Source organism: Shimwellia blattae DSM 4481 = NBRC 105725 (assembly GCF_000262305.1).
GTDB lineage: Bacteria > Pseudomonadota > Gammaproteobacteria > Enterobacterales > Enterobacteriaceae > Shimwellia > Shimwellia blattae.
Genome location: NC_017910.1, coordinates 1563510 through 1579681, shown reverse-complemented (window position 1 = coordinate 1579681; position 16172 = coordinate 1563510). Strand labels below are relative to the sequence as shown.

Here is a 16172-nt window from a genome sequence, read left to right as displayed (position 1 = left end):
TGCACCGCCGGGCCACAACAAGAACGTCATTCTGGTAAGGAAGGCAATATGAGTCGATCGTCTGCATCGCAATCACACGGTTCTGTGGATCAGGATGCCGAACAGCTGCGCGCCCTCGGCTACAGTTCCAACTTCAACCGCTCCATGAGCCTGTGGGAGAACTTCTCCCTCGGTTTTACCTATCTCTCGCCGGTGGTGGGGGTATATACCCTGTTTGGCCTGTGCCTGGCCGCCGGTGGGCCGCCGATGTTCTGGTCCTACTTGCTGATAGGCTGCGGCCAGCTGCTGGTGTGTCTGGTCTTTGGCGAGATAGTCTCCCAGTATCCGATCTCCGGCGGGGTCTACCCCTGGGCGCGCCGCCTGGTGGGTAAACGCTGGGCGTGGATGGTGGGCTGGGTATATGCCTGGGCGCTGTGCGCCACTATCGCCGGTGTCGCGGTGGGGGCGGGCCCGTACCTCTCCGCCATGCTGGGGTTTGCCGCCAGCTCTGACGCCAGCATCTATATCGCCCTGGTCCTGATCCTGCTCTCCACCTGCCTGAATCTGGTGGGCACAAAACTGCTGGCCCGGGTTGCCATGTTCGGCTTTCTCTGTGAGCTGATTGGCGCCATTCTGGTGGGCGGCTATTTGCTGATGTTCGAGCGCCACCAGCCGCTCAGCGTGCTGTTTGATACCTTCGGGCTGAACAGTCACGGCTCATACCTCCCGGCCTTCCTTGCTGCTTCTCTGGCGGGGCTGTTCCAGTATTACGGCTTTGAAGCCTGCGGCGATGTGGCCGAAGAGACCCCGAACCCCGGGCGTCGCATCCCTAAAGCGATGCGGATGACGATTTATATCGGCGGCGCGGCGGCGATGTTCGCCTGCCTGGCGCTGATCCTCTCGGTGCCGGATATCCAGAAAGTGCTGGCCGGGGAAGATACCGATCCGGTGTCGACCATTCTGGCGAACGCCTTCGGGCCGGTGGGCTCCAAACTGGTCATGGCGGTGGTGATGGTGTCGTTTATCTCCTGCGTGCTCAGCCTGCAGGCGGCGGCCAGTCGCCTGCTGTTTGCCTACGCCCGGGATGAGATGATTGTCGGCAGCGGGCTGCTGCGCCGCCTTTCCACCAACCAGGTGCCCTCCATTGCGCTGCTGGTCAGTGGCGTGATCCCGGCGGCGATTGTCTGCCTGGGGCTGTTTATGGCCGATGCGGTCGCCACCATTGTGGGTTTTGCGGCCATCGGGATCTATATCGCGTTCCAGCTGATCGTGATTGCAGCACTCATTGCCCGGGTGCGGGGCTGGCGCCCCACCGGCCAGTTCACCCTTGGTGGCTGGGGGCTGCTGGTGAACCTGGGTGCGCTGGTTTACGGTATCGGGGCGATAATCAACATGGTGTGGCCGCGGACACCGGACGCCGCCTGGTATATTAACTACTCCATGATCCTGACAACCGTCGTGGTGATGGGCGCGGGCTTTGTCTACATGCTGCTGGCCAAACCCTATGACAAAGGCACCGCCCCTTACGGGGATGCCTGGAAGCAGGCGGCCCCCCGCCCCCAAAGCACACCCGGGGCGATGGAGCTTGCCGAATAACCCCCTGAACCAGACAGCCCGCCACTGGCGGGCTGTTTGCTGTCAGTGGCCCAGATTAACCGGCATCCCGGAGCGGCGCTCCAGCGCCCCCTGGGCTTTACTGTAACTGACCGCCGGATCATCCATAAACGTGCGCATCTCTGCGGTGACAGGCAGCGGCACTTTACGCCCGGAGTCAAACTCTGCCCGGTTGCGCGATAACGGCTCGTGCACTTCTATCCAGCGGCTACCGTCCGGCTCGGTGGTGTATTTCACCGGCTGATCAATCAGCTGTACCCGGGTGCCGGGCGCCACATTGTCGAACAGGTATTTAATGTCCGCATCCCGCAGGCGAATGCACCCCTGGCTGACCCGCAGCCCGATACCAAAGTTCGCGTTAGTACCGTGAATGGCATACAGCCGGCCAATATAGATAGCGTACTGCCCCATAGGGTTATCCGGCCCGGCAGGAACAAAAGCCGGCAGCACTTTGCCCTCTTTGGCATATTCCCGCCGGGTATTGGCGGTGGGGGTCCAGGTGGGGCCCTCCTGCTTACGCTGCACCGAGGTCACCCAGTTGCGCGGGGTCTCGCGCCCGGCCTGGCCGATACCTATCGGGAACACTTCCACACTGCTGCCCCCGGGTGGATAGTAATAGAGCCGCATTTCCGCCACGTTCACCACAATCCCTTCACGCACCGTGTCCGGCAGGATCAGCTGCTGCGGCACGATCATTTGCGTTCCCGGGCGCGGTAACCAGACATCGACCCCGGGGTTCGCCTCCAGCATATTACTCAGCCCCTGGCCGTACTGCGCGGCAAACGCCTCCAGAGGCAGGCGGTTGCCCGGCGCTACGGTAACCGTCTGGTTTTGCCCCACCAGACGGCTGCCGTACGGAGGGAGCGGATAACTCACGGCCTGCGCGCTTTGCCAGGCCAGCAGAGCAATAAACAGAGCACACATCGGTATACGGCGCATTTCCCCCTCCTTAGCCATACTGAAGATGTGTTTATTATAGCGTTTTAATCCGGGCAACGTTTCGCTCCCCCCCGCCCGGTAGCAGGAAAAGATAACCACCGCGCAGGCCCTGTAGGGGCAAAAAACCATAAAAAAAGCCCCGGGGAGATCCCCCCGGGGCTGGTAAGACGCAGCAGACAGATTATGCAGGCTGTTTTTGCTTGTTCAGCGCTTCCCACAGGCCCGTCAGGTAAGTCACACCGAGTGCACGGTCATAGAGACCATAACCCGGGCGGCCGGTTTCACCCCAGATAAAGCGCCCGTGGTCCGGACGGATATAGCCGTCGAAACCGTTGTCGTGCAGTGCCTGCATCACCCGGTACATATCCAGGGAGCCGTACTGTGACGGGTGGGCGCTCTCATAAAAGTCTTTATCTTTAATAATCTTGATATTGCGCACGTGGGCAAAATGGATGCGTTTACGGCGGGTAAACTCAGCCAGAATTTCACACACGTCATTATCAGGATCTTCCGCAATCGAGCCGGTGCACAGGGTAATACCGTTCGCTTCGGAGTCTACCGCGTTGCACAGCCAGTCGAGATCCTCGCGGTTTTTAATGATCCGCGGCAGGCCAAAGATAGAGTACGGCGGATCATCCGGGTGGATCGCCATCTTCACGCCCACTTCTTCACATACCGGGACTACCGCCTTCAGGAAGTAGACCAGGTTTTCACGCAGTTTGTCGTCATCCACATCCTGGTAGCGGGCAAACAGCTCCTGAACCTTCGCCAGACGCTCCGGCTCCCAGCCCGGCAGGGCAAAGCCGTTGGCGTTATCCAGCACTTCACGCACCACCTCTTCCAGGCTCTTATCAATGTCTTTCTTTTCGAAAGCCATGGTCAGCGAGCCGTCCGGCAGCACATAGTTCATGTCGGTCTTCATCCAGTCAAATACCGGCATAAAGTTATAGCAGATAACTTTCACGCCGAATTTGGCCAGGTTACGAATGGTTTGCTGGTAGTTGGCGATATAGCGATCCCGCTCCGGCGTACCGATTTTGATGTCGTCATGAATATTCACGCTTTCAATGACTTCCATCTTCAGCCCGGCACGGTGAGCCTGGCCCACCAGGGCTTCGATTTTATCCAGCGGCCACACTTCACCGACGGGTACATCATATAAGGCACCCACCACCCCTTCCACACCGGGAACCTGGCGGATATTTTCGAGGGTTACCTTATCTTCATCTGGCCCGAACCAGCGCATTGTCATCTGCATAATCACGCCTCTTAATTTGCAATGGAATAGTGATGGTGGGTCAGAGTGAATGGCACCTACCATACTAGTATCAATGACCAAAGCATAGATGCCGCCAGCGCAGGAATCAATAGGGCCGGATAACAAAATCTGATCTGGCCGGTTAAAACCACGACCAGCGCACAAAATCCGCCCCCGGGTATCCGCCACCTCGCTACCGGGGCATACGCCGTATCAGTAAACAGTGTAATGGCCGGCTCCCCTTTGTGCGGGGAAAATAAAACGGAGCAAGAAACGCAGCATGTAAATAGTACGGCGATATACTTTGATGATTATCACAATAATAACAGTAGTTCTTGTATGGTAGTAGACACGCAAATCAAACGGCGTATATCTTGTACCCAACGGGCCGTTTACGCCCTCCCTACGACGTATAACGACAAAACGCTGCCCTTGAGGAGCAAATTAAATGCCTTTGATTTTTAACTTATTTATTACCATATCGGCCAGAATACGCTCCCGGACTGACGCACTCAGTATGCTGCTGAATCAGGCGTTTTCACTTCGTGGTCGCCCTTTTCCCGGCCATATCGTCGCCAGCGCAACCGTTATAACGGTATACCAGGAAAACGCAGACACCCGCGCCGAAGCAACCGCTCAGCACGACTATCCAGTTTATTTCCGTTAACGAAGTCATTACGGAGAATATCGCGATGAAATCCAGAGAAAGAAAAATCACCATCCCGGTCGGGATCGGGTACGGATTAACAGATATTATGGGCGGCGGCGCATTTACTGTGATCGGCGCCTGGTTATTATTCTATTACACCACGTTTGTCGGCCTCTCCCCGATGCAGGCCGCCTCTATCGTGGCGATCGCAAGGATTGTGGATGCGGTCATCAGCCTGTTTATGGGCAGCTTTACCGATCACTTCTACAAAAATGCGCTTGGTCGCCGCTTCGGCCGCCGCCGTTTCTTCCTGCTGATCGGCGCGCCACTCATGCTGGTTTATGCCCTGTTGTGGCTTAACGGCATGAATTACTGGTTCTATCTTGCCGTGTATCTCGCCTTCGAGGTGATTGCCGCCATGGTGCTGATCCCCTGGGAAACGCTGCCCTCCGAGATGACCAAGGATTTTAACGGCCGGACCAAGCTCTCCACCTGCCGGATGTTCCTCTCTGCGACCGGGACCTTCCTCGCCACGTTTATTCCCGGCATTCTGATTAGCCAGCTCGGGGAGAACAATGCCGATGCCTACCTGATCAACGGTATTGTCTTCTCGATTGTCTTTATGGTGTGCGTGTTTATCTCCTGGAAAGTGACCTGGGAGCGGGAGCTGACCCCGGAAATGCTTGCCGAGCTGGAAAAACAGCAAGCAGAGCCGCGCACTGCGGGCCAGCGTCTGGCGGCACTGGGTGCATTGTTCCGCGAGTATTTCTCCACCCTGAAGGTGCGCGCCTTCCGTAAGCATCTGGCAATTTATCTGTTCTCCTTTACGGCGAAAGATATCTACAACACTGTTTTTGTCTTCTTCTGTGTTTACTGCCTGCATGTGTCATCGGCATTTGCCGGTAGCCTGCTCTCCATGAGTATTATCGGTATTCCGGTCACGCTGCTTGCGGGTTTCGCCATCATTAAAATTGGCCCGTCACGCCTGTATGTCCTCGCCTACAGCCTGATGATCCTGTGCCTGGGCGGCTTCCTGGTGATGTACCTCTTCCCTGCCGAGGAAAAAGCGCTGCTGCTGATAATCCTGGCCGTGGTGTACCAGGTGGGCCGTTCTACCCTGGAATTCACCCCCTGGACGGTGTTCCCGTTTATCCCGGATATTGACGAGATGATCACCCACCAGCGTCGCGAAGGGTTGTTCGCTGCGGTGATGACCTTCTCCCGCAAGACAACCGTCGCCATCGCGACCTTTGTAGTGGGGTTTGTGCTGCAGTCTGGTGGCTTCATCAAAGGCAGCCTTGAGCAGCCGCCGGAAGCGGTTCACACCATCGCCATGACGCTGTTTATCGGCACCACCGGGCTGTTACTGCTGGCCCTGTGGCAGGCGCTGACCTTCCGCCTGAATAAGAAAACACACGGGCTGTTTGTCGAAGAGATGGAGCGCATGAAGCAGAACGGTAAACCTGGCGATGTGACCCCGGAAGTGCGCCATATTGTTGAGGATCTGACCGGTGTTTCTTATGACACCCTGTGGCCGGAGACAACACCGGAAGCAAAACCGGCGACCGGACACTATAGTTCAGCCACCTCGTAATCCTGACCACGCGGGCCGCTACCGGCCCGCTGTTTTTTCTGCGGTCAGCCGGTATGTTTCGGCGGCCGCGGATACTTCCACAGCCAGCGCCCGCTGACCATACGCCAGTAGAAAAAGACCGCCCGTACCGCCCAGTCAAGGAACATCCCCAGCCATACCCCAACCACGCCAAAGCCGAAATGGATCCCGAGAATATAACCAGCCACCACCCGGCAGCCCCACATGCCGAGCATGGAAACCCACATGGCAAAACGCGCATCCCGCGCCCCTTTCAGCCCGGCAGGCAGAACCCAGGAGGCCGCCCAGATAGGCATAAACGCCGCATTCATCCACAGCAGAATTTTCACCACATCGATAACGTCCTGCTCGCGAGTATAAAAAGAGGCGATCACACCGGCAAATGGCGCCGTCAGCCAGGCGATGGCGGTAAGGATAAATGTCGACATCCAGAAAACGTGGCGCAACTGGCGTTCGGCCTGGCCTATCTGCCCCTTCCCGAGACGCCGTCCGGTAATAATGGTTGAGGCGGAGCCGAGGGCATTCCCGGGTAAGTTGATCAGGGCCGCAAACGAGAAGGCAATAAAGTTACCGGCAATCACATTGGTGCCCATACCGGCCACGAACATCTGGGTCAGCAGTTTACCGCCGGTAAACAGGACGGACTCTACGCTTGCGGGAACACCGATCCCCAGCACATCTCGCAAAATGGCCATATCCAGCGGCCGGAAATAGCTGCGCGGGTGGATACGCAGTGCGGGGTTAACCCCCACCATCAGCACGTAGATAATCGCCACCGCGCCAATATAGCGCGATACCGTAAGCCCCAGCCCGGCCCCGGCAAACCCCAGCCCCGGCCAGCCCAGCGCACCGTAAATCAGCACACTACTGATCATAATATTGAGGATATTCATGCCGCCGTTAATCAGCAGCGGAATGCGGGTATTCCCGGCCCCGCGCAGCGCGCCGCTGCCGATCAGGGCAATGGCTGCGGCCGGGTAACTCCAGGCGGTATACTGCAGATAACTCAGCGCCAGCACCTTAACCTGGGGGCTGGCCTCTCCGGCAATGACATTGACTATCGCATCGCCGGCAATATGCACCACCCCGGCCAGCACAATGGCGAAAATGGTCATAATCACCAGCGACTGGCGGGCGGCGGCCCGCGCCCGGGCGCCTTTACGCTGGCCCAGGCTGAACGCCACCACCACCGTGGTCCCGAGGTCAATTGCGGCAAAGAACGCCAGCACCACCATGTTAAAGCTGTCTGCCAGCCCGACCCCGGCCATCGCCTCTTTTCCCAGCCAGCTGACCAGGAAGGTGCTCAGCACCCCCATCAGCAAGACGCAGGTATTTTCCAGGAAGATCGGCACCGCAAGGGGGGTAATTTCACGCCAGAATAGCGTTTTATACCCCTTACGGTGACGAAACCACGAGGTGCCCGACACCAGTCGGCGAAACGGTAATTGTATGTTCAAGGGAGCCCACTGCAGGAGAATTGAAACTTCATTTCGATTATCAAAGTATAACACCCCTCACAGCGAAAGGGATTTATTCCCCTGCACAATATCTGCGGGCCGGAATGCCGGTTTTTACTGCCATCTGACCAGAACTTCAGCAGTTAAACCGCTATTTGCCGATTGCCGTTTGACAATTTTTTTCGCGCCGCTAATATATGCCTCCACAACGATTCCTCTGTAGTTCAGTCGGTAGAACGGCGGACTGTTAATCCGTATGTCACTGGTTCGAGTCCAGTCAGAGGAGCCAAATTTAAAAAGCCCGCTTTTTTAGCGGGCTTTTTGCTTTTCTGCATTTCCCCATTCCCTCCGGGCATCAGCTCAGTATTGCCTCCGATCATCACGCCCTGGCAGATAACAATGCAATGTTAATTATTGTGGTGATTTGTTGCTAACCTGAAAACCATAACCTACCATGTTTGCATGTGCAAATATTGCATATGCAAACAATACGAGAGGATTATGGTCGATAAAAAAACACATCTCTGCGCCGTAGGTATTCATCTGGACGTGGCGAATCGCCTGTGGCGAAGCGCAATGGACAAATCTGTTTTCCAGACGGCCATCAACCACCCGCACTGGCTGGTATTGCGCGCAATTATTGAACTTGGCGATGGCTGCACGCTCACACAGGTATCCACCTTTTTGCACAGTGAAATCTCAACCTGCTCCAGAGCGATTGTTTTCCTGGAGAAAAACGAACTCATCACCCGACAAGCCGTAGGTGAAGATATGCGGGCAAAGAGTTTATTTGCGACGGATCTTGGGCACGCTATCCACCACGAAATAGATATCAGCGCCGAAAAAGTGCGTAAGAAATTACTGGCCGATATCACACCCGAACAGTTGGCAACCTTCCTCCATGTGCTGGACTCCATTAAAGACAAGGCCGCCAGAATCATTGAGCAGCCGCTGTTTATTTCCGGTAATGAGTCTCTTTCTGATAACAATAAGAATGAAGATCATGAAAATAAAAAATCGGTTGGGTCATCTCGTTAGTCTCGCGTTATTCACGTTTTTTAGCGTTTGTCAGCAGGCGAGTGCCGCCGGTAACGCCCCTGAGCAGTCACTGCTTGCGCGGGGAGAATGGGTCGCCAGAGCCGCAGATTGTGTAGCCTGCCACCAGGGAAGCGGGCCAGGCGCCTCGGGCTTAAGCGGCGGAAAAGCCATCTCCACGCCCATGGGCGATATTATCGCCACCAATATTACCCCCTCGGAACAATACGGAATTGGCCGCTATACCGAGGCGCAGTTTAAACAAGCCGTAACCCGGGGTATCCGCGCAGACGGCAGTCGCCTCTATCCCGCCATGCCCTACACCGCTTATCAGGGAATGCGTGACGCGGATATCCATGCGCTCTGGGTGTGGATAAACCATGCGGTTCCCGCTGTCGATAAAGCCGCCCCCCAGACCGCCCTCGCTTTTCCCTGGTCAGTCCGCCCGCTGATGGGTATCTGGAATCTGTTTAACAACACGCCGCCAGCCCCCGCGGTTCCGCTGGCGACGCCCGAACTACAGCGCGGTTACTATCTGACCGAAGTGCTCGGGCACTGCTCTGCCTGCCACAGCCCGCGTAACACTCTGATGGGGGAATCATCCACGCGTCGCCTCTCTGGCGGCGACCAGAATGGCTGGCACGCGCCGAATATCACATCCGATCCTGTCAGCGGTATCGGCGGCTGGAGCGATCAGCAACTGGTGCAATACCTGAAAACCGGTAATACACCCGGTAAAGGCGTGGCCGCAGGCGGCATGGGGGAAGTGATTGAACACAGCCTGAGTCATTTAAGCGATGACGATCTGCAGGCCATTGCCACCTGGTTGCGCCAGATCCCGCCCGTTCGCCAGGACAACGAAACACTGGCCGCCTGGACACATCCGCAGACATCGCGCGACATCACCACTCAGACGGCAGGTAAGGCCCTGTATGAAAGCGCGTGCGCAGCCTGTCACCGGGCGGGCGGCGAAGGCGCTTATGACAACCGCTTCCCGTCGCTGACGCAAAATTCCACCGTCGGTAGCCTGAATCCGTCCAATCTGGTGATGACCATACTGGATGGCGTCCACCGCGAAGGCGACTTTGTTTCCACCTCAATGCCGGCATTTCGCAACGCCCTGAACGACGCCCAGATCGCTGATGTGACCAATTACATCACCGCGCAGTTTGGCGATGGCAAAACCCGGGTCACTCCGGCCTTCGTGGCGCAGCAGCGTCAGGGCGGAGAACGCCCACTCAGCGTTGTGCTGATGGGGATGGCGCCATGGTTGCTGCTGGCGATAGTGGTCATCCTGTTCGCGGTCTGGTTACTGCGCCGCAAAAATGCACGTCATCACTCACGGGGGTAAGTATGGAATTCATCTTAAATGGAAAAAAAGTTGCCTTTAACGGCGACGCCGACACCCCCCTTCTGTGGGTGATCCGCGAAAGTTTTCAGCTTACCGGGGCCAAATTCGGCTGCGGTGTCGGGGCCTGTGGTGCCTGTACGGTACACGTAGATGGCGAGGCGGTCCGTTCCTGCTGTTATCCACTTAAGCTGGCGGAAAACCGCCACGTCGTCACCATTGAGGGGCTTGGCGCCGAACAGCGCCACCCGGTACAGCAGGCCTGGATTGATGAAGATGTTCCCCAGTGCGGCTATTGCCAGCCGGGCATGATCATGGCCGTCTCGGCGCTGCTGGCGCAATCCCCGCCTCCCGACAGCGAGGTGGTCTATCAGAAAATCAGTAATATCTGCCGCTGCGCAACCTATCACCGCATTAAAAAAGCCATCGACCGAGTATGCGCGACGACAAAAAGCCCGGGTAAGGAGCAAGCATAATGGCATTTACACGGCGTCAATTTTTGAAAAATATCGGCGTACTGTCGCTGCTTATCCCGCTGGCCCCTATAGCCCACGCGGCCAGAGTGCTGCAAAGCGGAACACCGCCAGAGAGCAGCCGGGAGTTTAACGACTGGATCTGGATGGGCCCCGATAACCAGGTGGTGATCGGCGTTTCCCAGTGTGAAGTGGGCCAGGGCATTTTTACCGGGCTGGCTGAAGTTGTTGCGGCGGAAATGGAAGCAGACTGGGAGAATGTCTCCGTGCAGTTTGTGACCGGGCGCGACGCCTATCGTCATTCCGGTGGCGGTGAGAAAGAAGTTGCCCAGTACGTTGCGGCGTCGCTGTCGATGACCCATTTTTACGATCGTATGCGCCAGGCTGGCGCACAGGCCCGCGCGTTCTTTTTAGCCGCGGGCGCACAACATTTTGCCACCACCGCCGACCACTGCTACTGCGAAAAAAGCCACGTCATCCACCGCCCGACAGGCGCAAAAGTCAGCTACGGGGCGCTGATCCCGTGGGCGGAAAAAATTGACCTCGCCCGTTTACCCGTGGTGCTGAAAACCCCGGAGCAGGAAAAATCATCGCTTATCGGCCAGCCGGTGAAACGCATTGATAGCGCCATTAAGGTGCATGGTGAAGCCATTTTTGGAATAGATGTCACCGTGCCCAATATGCTGATTGCCGTTCCCTGGATGGTGCCTACCCTGAACGGGCGAATCATCGCGATTAAAAACGAATCCGCAATTCGCGGCATGTCTGGCGTGGTGGATATCGTTAAAACACGCCACTGGTCAACGCTCAATATGTTTAAGCTGGACAGCGATATGTCCCTTAACACCATACTGGTGGTGGCTGAAAGCTACTGGCAGGCGAAGAAAGCGGCTGACCTGCTCGACGTTGACTATGAGATAACCGAGAAAGACCACTTTTCCAGCCAGACGATTGACTCCCTGAACCGGGAACTGCTGCTACACGGCGAGCTGGTCACGGCGATGCGACGGGGCGAGACGGAGCAGTTAATCGACGCGCAGCGCAATGGCGATAACTTCTACGAAGCGTTTTATACCGGCCCCTATATTACGCACGCCACGATGGAGCCCTACAATGCCACCTGCTATGTCGAGACGGACAAAGTAACAGCATGGGGGCCATTCCAGGGGCAGGATCTAGTCCGTGGGATCCTGGCGAAAATGGCGCATTTGACGCCAGAGGCGGTCACGGTGCACACCACGTTCCTCGGCGGTTCTTTCGGTCGTAAATTTACCCCGGATTCCGTGATGCACGCTTTTTTTGCCTCAAAAGCGGTGAAGCGCCCGGTGAAAGTTATCTACCCGCGGGAAATCGATGTTCAGCACGGTTACTACCGACCGGGCAACTCCAGCCACTATCAGGCAGCGCTGGATGACGACGGCTATCCGGTAGCCATGTGGGCAAAACATGTCGGTCAGGGGCTATTTTGTCAGGTACACCGAAACGACCGGGTAAAGGATAACGGCGGCTGGGATGAAACCATGGTGGAGTGTGTTTATAACAACCGCTATCAGATCCCCAACCAGCGCGTGGACTGCGGTAATATCGATCAGAATATCTCGTTAACCTTTTTACGCGGCGTCGGCAGTACCACCAGCCTGTTCTTTATGGAAAGTTTTATCAGTGAACTGAGCTACAGAGCGAAAAAAGACGACATTGCCTATCGCCGCCATCTGCTGAGTAACTCGCCGGAGATGCTGCGCGTGATTGACGCCACCGCCAAAGCCGCCGGATGGGACACGCCCCCGGCGAAGAACCGCCATCGTGGTTTAGCCACCAATTTCTGGGTCGCCCGCGATCATGCATTTTTATCCTGGGTGGCGCTGATAACCGAAGTGGAAGTGACCGGCTCTCAGTGGCGCGTGGTACGGATGACCTGCGGTGTCGACTGCGGAAAAGTGATTAACCCAAACCTGGTCAAAGCGGCGATTGAGGGCGGGCTCGGATTTGGTCTCAGCGGCGCCCTCTACAGCCAGCTCACGTTCGACAACGGACGTGTACAGCAAAGCAACTTCCACGATTTTGGCGTTATCCAGTTGCAGGATATGCCGGAAATTGAGGTGGTACTGCTGGAGAGCGATCGTCCCCCCCAGGGGGCGGGTGAAGTCTCCACCGCGGTGGTGGCGCCTTCGGTTGCCAGCGCCGTACTACGCGCAACGGGGCAGCCGGTACGCCATATGCCGTTTCTCAACAAATCGCATGCCAGAACGGTGACCGGCTAATGGCAAGCCCACCTCCCGGCATTCTCATTCTGGCGGCCGGTCTTGGCCGCCGCTATACCCGTGCCGGAGGGGTGGGCAATAAGCTCATGTCCTGTCACACCGGCAGCGACGCCCGGCCACGGCCTATTTTCGACATCTGCCTTCACCATGCACAGGCCAGCGGGCTGCCGCTGCATATCGTTCTGCGACCAGAGGCGGTGGCGCTACAGGCCATTGCGCGCCGTTATGGCGCCTCCTTCAGCATGCTGGCAAGTGAGGGAATGGGGCACAGCATTGCCCGGGGAGTCCGCGATACGCCAGCGTGGTCAGGCTGGCTGATTCAGCCTGCCGATATGACGCACATTCGCCCGGGGGATTACCAGCGCCTGGCCGCCGCCCTCACGCGGCACTCACAGGCCCGGCTTTACTGGCAAGGCGCACCTGGCCATCCGGTTGCATTCTCGGCCCGATGGCGGGACAGCCTTACCGCGCTGTCGGGAGATGTGGGGGCGAAGTCTCTGCTTACACCGGCAGAGCTTCTGGTGCTGGAGGCGCATCCGGGTGTGCTGATCGATCACGATCTTCCGCCATCGTCAGCCCATTCTTGTGCCGCACAATATCGGCCATAACCGCCAGCGCAATCTCCGCCGGGGTTTTACTGCCGAGCGGCAGACCAACAGGCGCATGAATTCTGGCGACATCAGCCGCGCTTAACCCGGCCACGCGCTGCAGCCGCTGCAAACGCGCCTGGCTGTTTGCCACCGACCCCATAGCGCCGATATAAAACGCGGGCGTCAGCACCGCCTCCATCAGCGTCAGGTCATCCATCCGCGCATCGTGAGTCAGCGCCACTATCGCGGTGTGCCCGTGGCAGCCCTCCTTTTCCAGGTAGATCGCCGGGAGCTTTTCAACCAGCCGCACACCGTCAGGAAGCGTGCCGCTCACCTGCGCCAGAAACGCAGGGCGGGGCTCACACAGAATGACCTCAAACCCAAGACTGACAGCATAATCAATGCAGTACCGGGCCACGGGCGAGAACCCGGCGACAACCAGCCGGGGCGGCGCCGTATGCCATATAGTGACACGGGGCGCGGCATATTCCGTTCGCGGATGGCGCCCTTCCCGCGGCGTTTCCAGCCCGTGGCAGGGGTTGGGCAAAATCAGGCTCTTTTTCAGCGGCTGATGTCCTTCCAGCGCGTGCAAAATACGCCGCAAATAATCTTGTGTCTTCTGCGTCGCCGCCAGGTACTCCACCAGCACCTGCAGACGCCCGCCGCAGGGAAGCGGGATATCCGGCGTTAACCCCCCCTCGCCCCAGATCATCATCTGGCTGTGTTCACGACACGCCCCGGCTTTCAGCTGCTGAAGAAAGGCCTCTTCCACGCAGCCCCCCGAGAGCGAACCACACCACTGCAGCGCCTCGTTAACCACCAGCAGCGCGCCAGGATTGCGCGGCGAGGAGCCCCATGTGCCAACAACCGTGCAGAGCCAGACAGATTGCTGCATCGACCATGCGAGCGCCTGCTTAATCACCTGAACATCCAAATGATCTCTCGATAACATTATGATATCCCTGCTTAATCAGGCTAAGACCGCATCAGCCGCCCACCCGAATGCAATATGATAATTATTTGCTTTTGCAAACAAGTATGCATGGAAACATAAAATTAACAACTGAACAGCATAAATTACACAAAAGTGAGATGCGGGTCATTTACAGCGCAATAAAAGAAGAAAATGCAGCGGGCTTTTTTACCCCCCATTTCCCCCCTCTGACCCCGATTGTCAGAACAGGTCAATTTGTGTGAATTTGATCACACTCATTTATCATGTTAGGGTAAATAGGATATTCAACTAACAAACAGACGCCAACAGGTTAGGTTGTATCGCATTTTATTTTTAATGCAACTAAACCTGCTGCGTTTGAACGCCACGCCGGACAGCACCGCACCGTTCAACCGGTTGCGGCACGGATGCCCCGTGACCTGCAGTTACCCCCGGCGTGCCGAACATCAGCCGCGAGGACAAACACCTATGATCCGCAGAAGGAAAAAGCTCACGCCGATTACCTTAAGTGACGTCACCATTATTGATGACGCCAAACTACGTAAAGCTATCACCGCCGCCTCTCTTGGCAACGCAATGGAATGGTTCGACTTCGGGGTTTACGGATTCGTCGCCTACGCACTGGGTAAGGTCTTCTTCCCGGATGCCAACCCGGGCGTTCAGATGATTGCCGCCCTGGCCACCTTTTCCGTGCCCTTTCTTATCCGCCCGCTCGGCGGCCTGTTTTTCGGTATGCTGGGGGATAAGTACGGCCGCCAGCGCATCCTGGCAATCACCATTGTCATTATGTCGCTAAGTACATTTTGTATCGGGCTCATCCCCGCTTACGAGACCATTGGTCTCTGGGCTCCTGTGCTGTTGCTGCTGTGTAAAATGGCCCAGGGGTTCTCTGTCGGGGGCGAATATACCGGTGCGTCCATCTTCGTCGCGGAATACTCACCGGACCGCAAACGCGGCTTTATGGGCAGCTGGCTGGATTTCGGATCCATTGCCGGGTTTGTCCTCGGGGCCGGGCTGGTGGTGCTGATTTCCGCCCTGGTCGGTGAAGAAAACTTCCTTGAGTGGGGCTGGCGCCTGCCGTTCTTCCTGGCACTGCCGCTGGGGGTGATTGGCCTCTATCTGCGTCACGCCCTGGAAGAGACTCCGGCCTTCCAGCAGCATATGGAAAAGCAGGAACAGACAAACCGCGACGGGCTGAGCAGCAAGAAGATCTCGTTTAAAGAGATAGCTACCCGCCACTGGCGCAGCCTGCTGGTCTGTGTTGGCCTGGTTATCACCACCAACGTGACCTACTACATGCTGCTGACCTATATGCCGAGCTATCTGTCGCACAATCTGCACTATTCCGAAGACCACGGGGTGCTGATTATCATCGCCATTATGATAGGTATGCTGTTTGTGCAGCCGCTTATCGGCCTGTTCAGTGACCGGATCGGTCGCCGCCCGTTTATCCTGTGCGGTAGCCTTGCCCTGCTGGTGCTGGCAGTACCGTGCTTTATGATGATTAACAGCGGCGTTATCGGGCTGATTTTTGCCGGTCTGCTGATTCTGGCGGTGATCCTTAACTGCTTTATCGGGGTGATGGCGTCTTGTCTGCCAGCCATGTTCCCGACCCAGATCCGCTACAGTGCCCTGGCACTGGCGTTTAATATCTCGGTACTGATTGCCGGTATCACGCCGACACTGACCGCCTGGCTTGTGGAGTTCACCAGCAACCTGCTGATGCCCGCCTACTATCTGATGGCTATCGCCGTGATTGGTCTGGCTACCGCGCTGACCATGAAAGAGACGGCAAACCGGCCCCTGAAAGGCGCAACGCCTGCCGCCTCAGACATTCAGGAAGCCCGGGAGATCCTGCGCGAGCACCACGATAATATCGAGCATAAAATCGAGAATATCGACGAAGAGATCGCCCGCCTGATGCTCCAGCGCCAGAGCCTGGTGGATCAGCACCCGCGTATTACCGCCTGACCCTGTGGCGGGGGCTGCCCCGCCATGTTTT

12 protein-coding genes and 1 tRNA gene are annotated in these 16172 nt (G+C 57.1%); 9 read left to right on the top strand and 4 right to left on the bottom strand.

Going from position 1 to position 16172, the window contains the following annotated elements; all coding sequences use genetic code 11:
* Nucleotides 1–48: 48 nt before the first annotated feature.
* On the top strand, nt 49–1575 hold the full coding sequence (locus tag EBL_RS07275) for an APC family permease (protein ID WP_002440052.1): 1527 nt from the start codon (nt 49–51) through the stop codon (nt 1573–1575).
* 42 nt (nt 1576–1617) lie between these two features.
* On the opposite strand, the gene ldtA is transcribed toward EBL_RS07275, so the two are convergent.
* Nucleotides 1618–2532 carry a L,D-transpeptidase gene (ldtA, locus tag EBL_RS07270; RefSeq protein WP_002440051.1) on the bottom strand — a complete coding sequence of 305 codons (915 nt, stop codon included), beginning with the start codon at nt 2530–2532 and terminating at the stop codon, nt 1618–1620.
* 181 nt (nt 2533–2713) lie between these two features.
* Nucleotides 2714–3790: a mannonate dehydratase gene (gene uxuA / locus EBL_RS07265; RefSeq protein WP_002440050.1), complete on the bottom strand. Its 1077-nt coding sequence runs from the start codon at nt 3788–3790 to the stop codon at nt 2714–2716.
* A 692-nt stretch (nt 3791–4482) separates the two neighbouring features.
* Between uxuA and EBL_RS07255 the strand changes: the two genes are divergently transcribed.
* Entirely contained in the window at nt 4483–6033 is a 1551-nt protein-coding gene (locus EBL_RS07255; RefSeq protein ID WP_002440048.1) for an MFS transporter, read from the top strand.
* A gap of 44 nt (nt 6034–6077) precedes the next feature.
* Here EBL_RS07255 and EBL_RS07250 read toward each other — a convergent pair whose 3' ends face one another.
* A complete protein-coding gene (locus tag EBL_RS07250; RefSeq protein WP_002440047.1) occupies nt 6078–7508 on the bottom strand; it encodes an EmmdR/YeeO family multidrug/toxin efflux MATE transporter in 1431 nt (476 codons plus the stop codon).
* A 213-nt stretch (nt 7509–7721) separates the two neighbouring features.
* Here EBL_RS07250 and EBL_RS07245 point away from each other — a divergent pair.
* The 6 genes from EBL_RS07245 to EBL_RS19730 all read left to right on the top strand — a co-directional run bounded on the left by EBL_RS07245 (nt 7722) and on the right by EBL_RS19730 (nt 13233).
* A tRNA-Asn gene (locus EBL_RS07245) sits at nt 7722–7797 on the top strand.
* Nucleotides 7798–8009: 212 nt separating this feature from the next.
* Nucleotides 8010–8546: a MarR family winged helix-turn-helix transcriptional regulator gene (locus tag EBL_RS07240; protein ID WP_002440046.1), complete on the top strand. Its 537-nt coding sequence runs from the start codon at nt 8010–8012 to the stop codon at nt 8544–8546.
* Nucleotides 8512–9894 carry a cytochrome c gene (locus EBL_RS07235; protein ID WP_002440044.1) on the top strand — a complete coding sequence of 461 codons (1383 nt, stop codon included), beginning with the start codon at nt 8512–8514 and terminating at the stop codon, nt 9892–9894. Before EBL_RS07240 ends, EBL_RS07235 begins: the two co-directional genes overlap by 35 nt.
* A 2-nt stretch (nt 9895–9896) precedes the next feature.
* The gene (locus tag EBL_RS07230) at nt 9897–10367 is read left to right on the top strand and encodes a (2Fe-2S)-binding protein (protein ID WP_002440042.1); all 471 of its coding nucleotides are present in this window, start codon (nt 9897–9899) and stop codon (nt 10365–10367) included.
* Nucleotides 10367–12625 carry a xanthine dehydrogenase family protein molybdopterin-binding subunit gene (locus EBL_RS07225; protein ID WP_002440041.1) on the top strand — a complete coding sequence of 753 codons (2259 nt, stop codon included), beginning with the start codon at nt 10367–10369 and terminating at the stop codon, nt 12623–12625. The genes EBL_RS07230 and EBL_RS07225 overlap by 1 nt, the downstream gene beginning before the upstream one ends.
* The gene (locus EBL_RS19730) at nt 12625–13233 is read left to right on the top strand and encodes a nucleotidyltransferase family protein (RefSeq protein WP_002440039.1); all 609 of its coding nucleotides are present in this window, start codon (nt 12625–12627) and stop codon (nt 13231–13233) included. The genes EBL_RS07225 and EBL_RS19730 overlap by 1 nt, the downstream gene beginning before the upstream one ends.
* Here EBL_RS19730 and EBL_RS07220 read toward each other — a convergent pair.
* Nucleotides 13127–14167 (bottom strand): XdhC family protein, encoded by a 1041-nt coding sequence (locus EBL_RS07220; protein WP_002440038.1) that lies wholly within the window; start codon nt 14165–14167, stop codon nt 13127–13129. The genes EBL_RS19730 and EBL_RS07220 overlap by 107 nt on opposite strands.
* A 474-nt stretch (nt 14168–14641) precedes the next feature.
* Between EBL_RS07220 and proP the strand changes: the two genes are divergently transcribed.
* Nucleotides 14642–16141 (top strand): glycine betaine/L-proline transporter ProP, encoded by a 1500-nt coding sequence (gene proP / locus EBL_RS07215; protein WP_126298295.1) that lies wholly within the window; start codon nt 14642–14644, stop codon nt 16139–16141.
* The last annotated feature ends 31 nt before the right edge of the window (nt 16142–16172 follow it).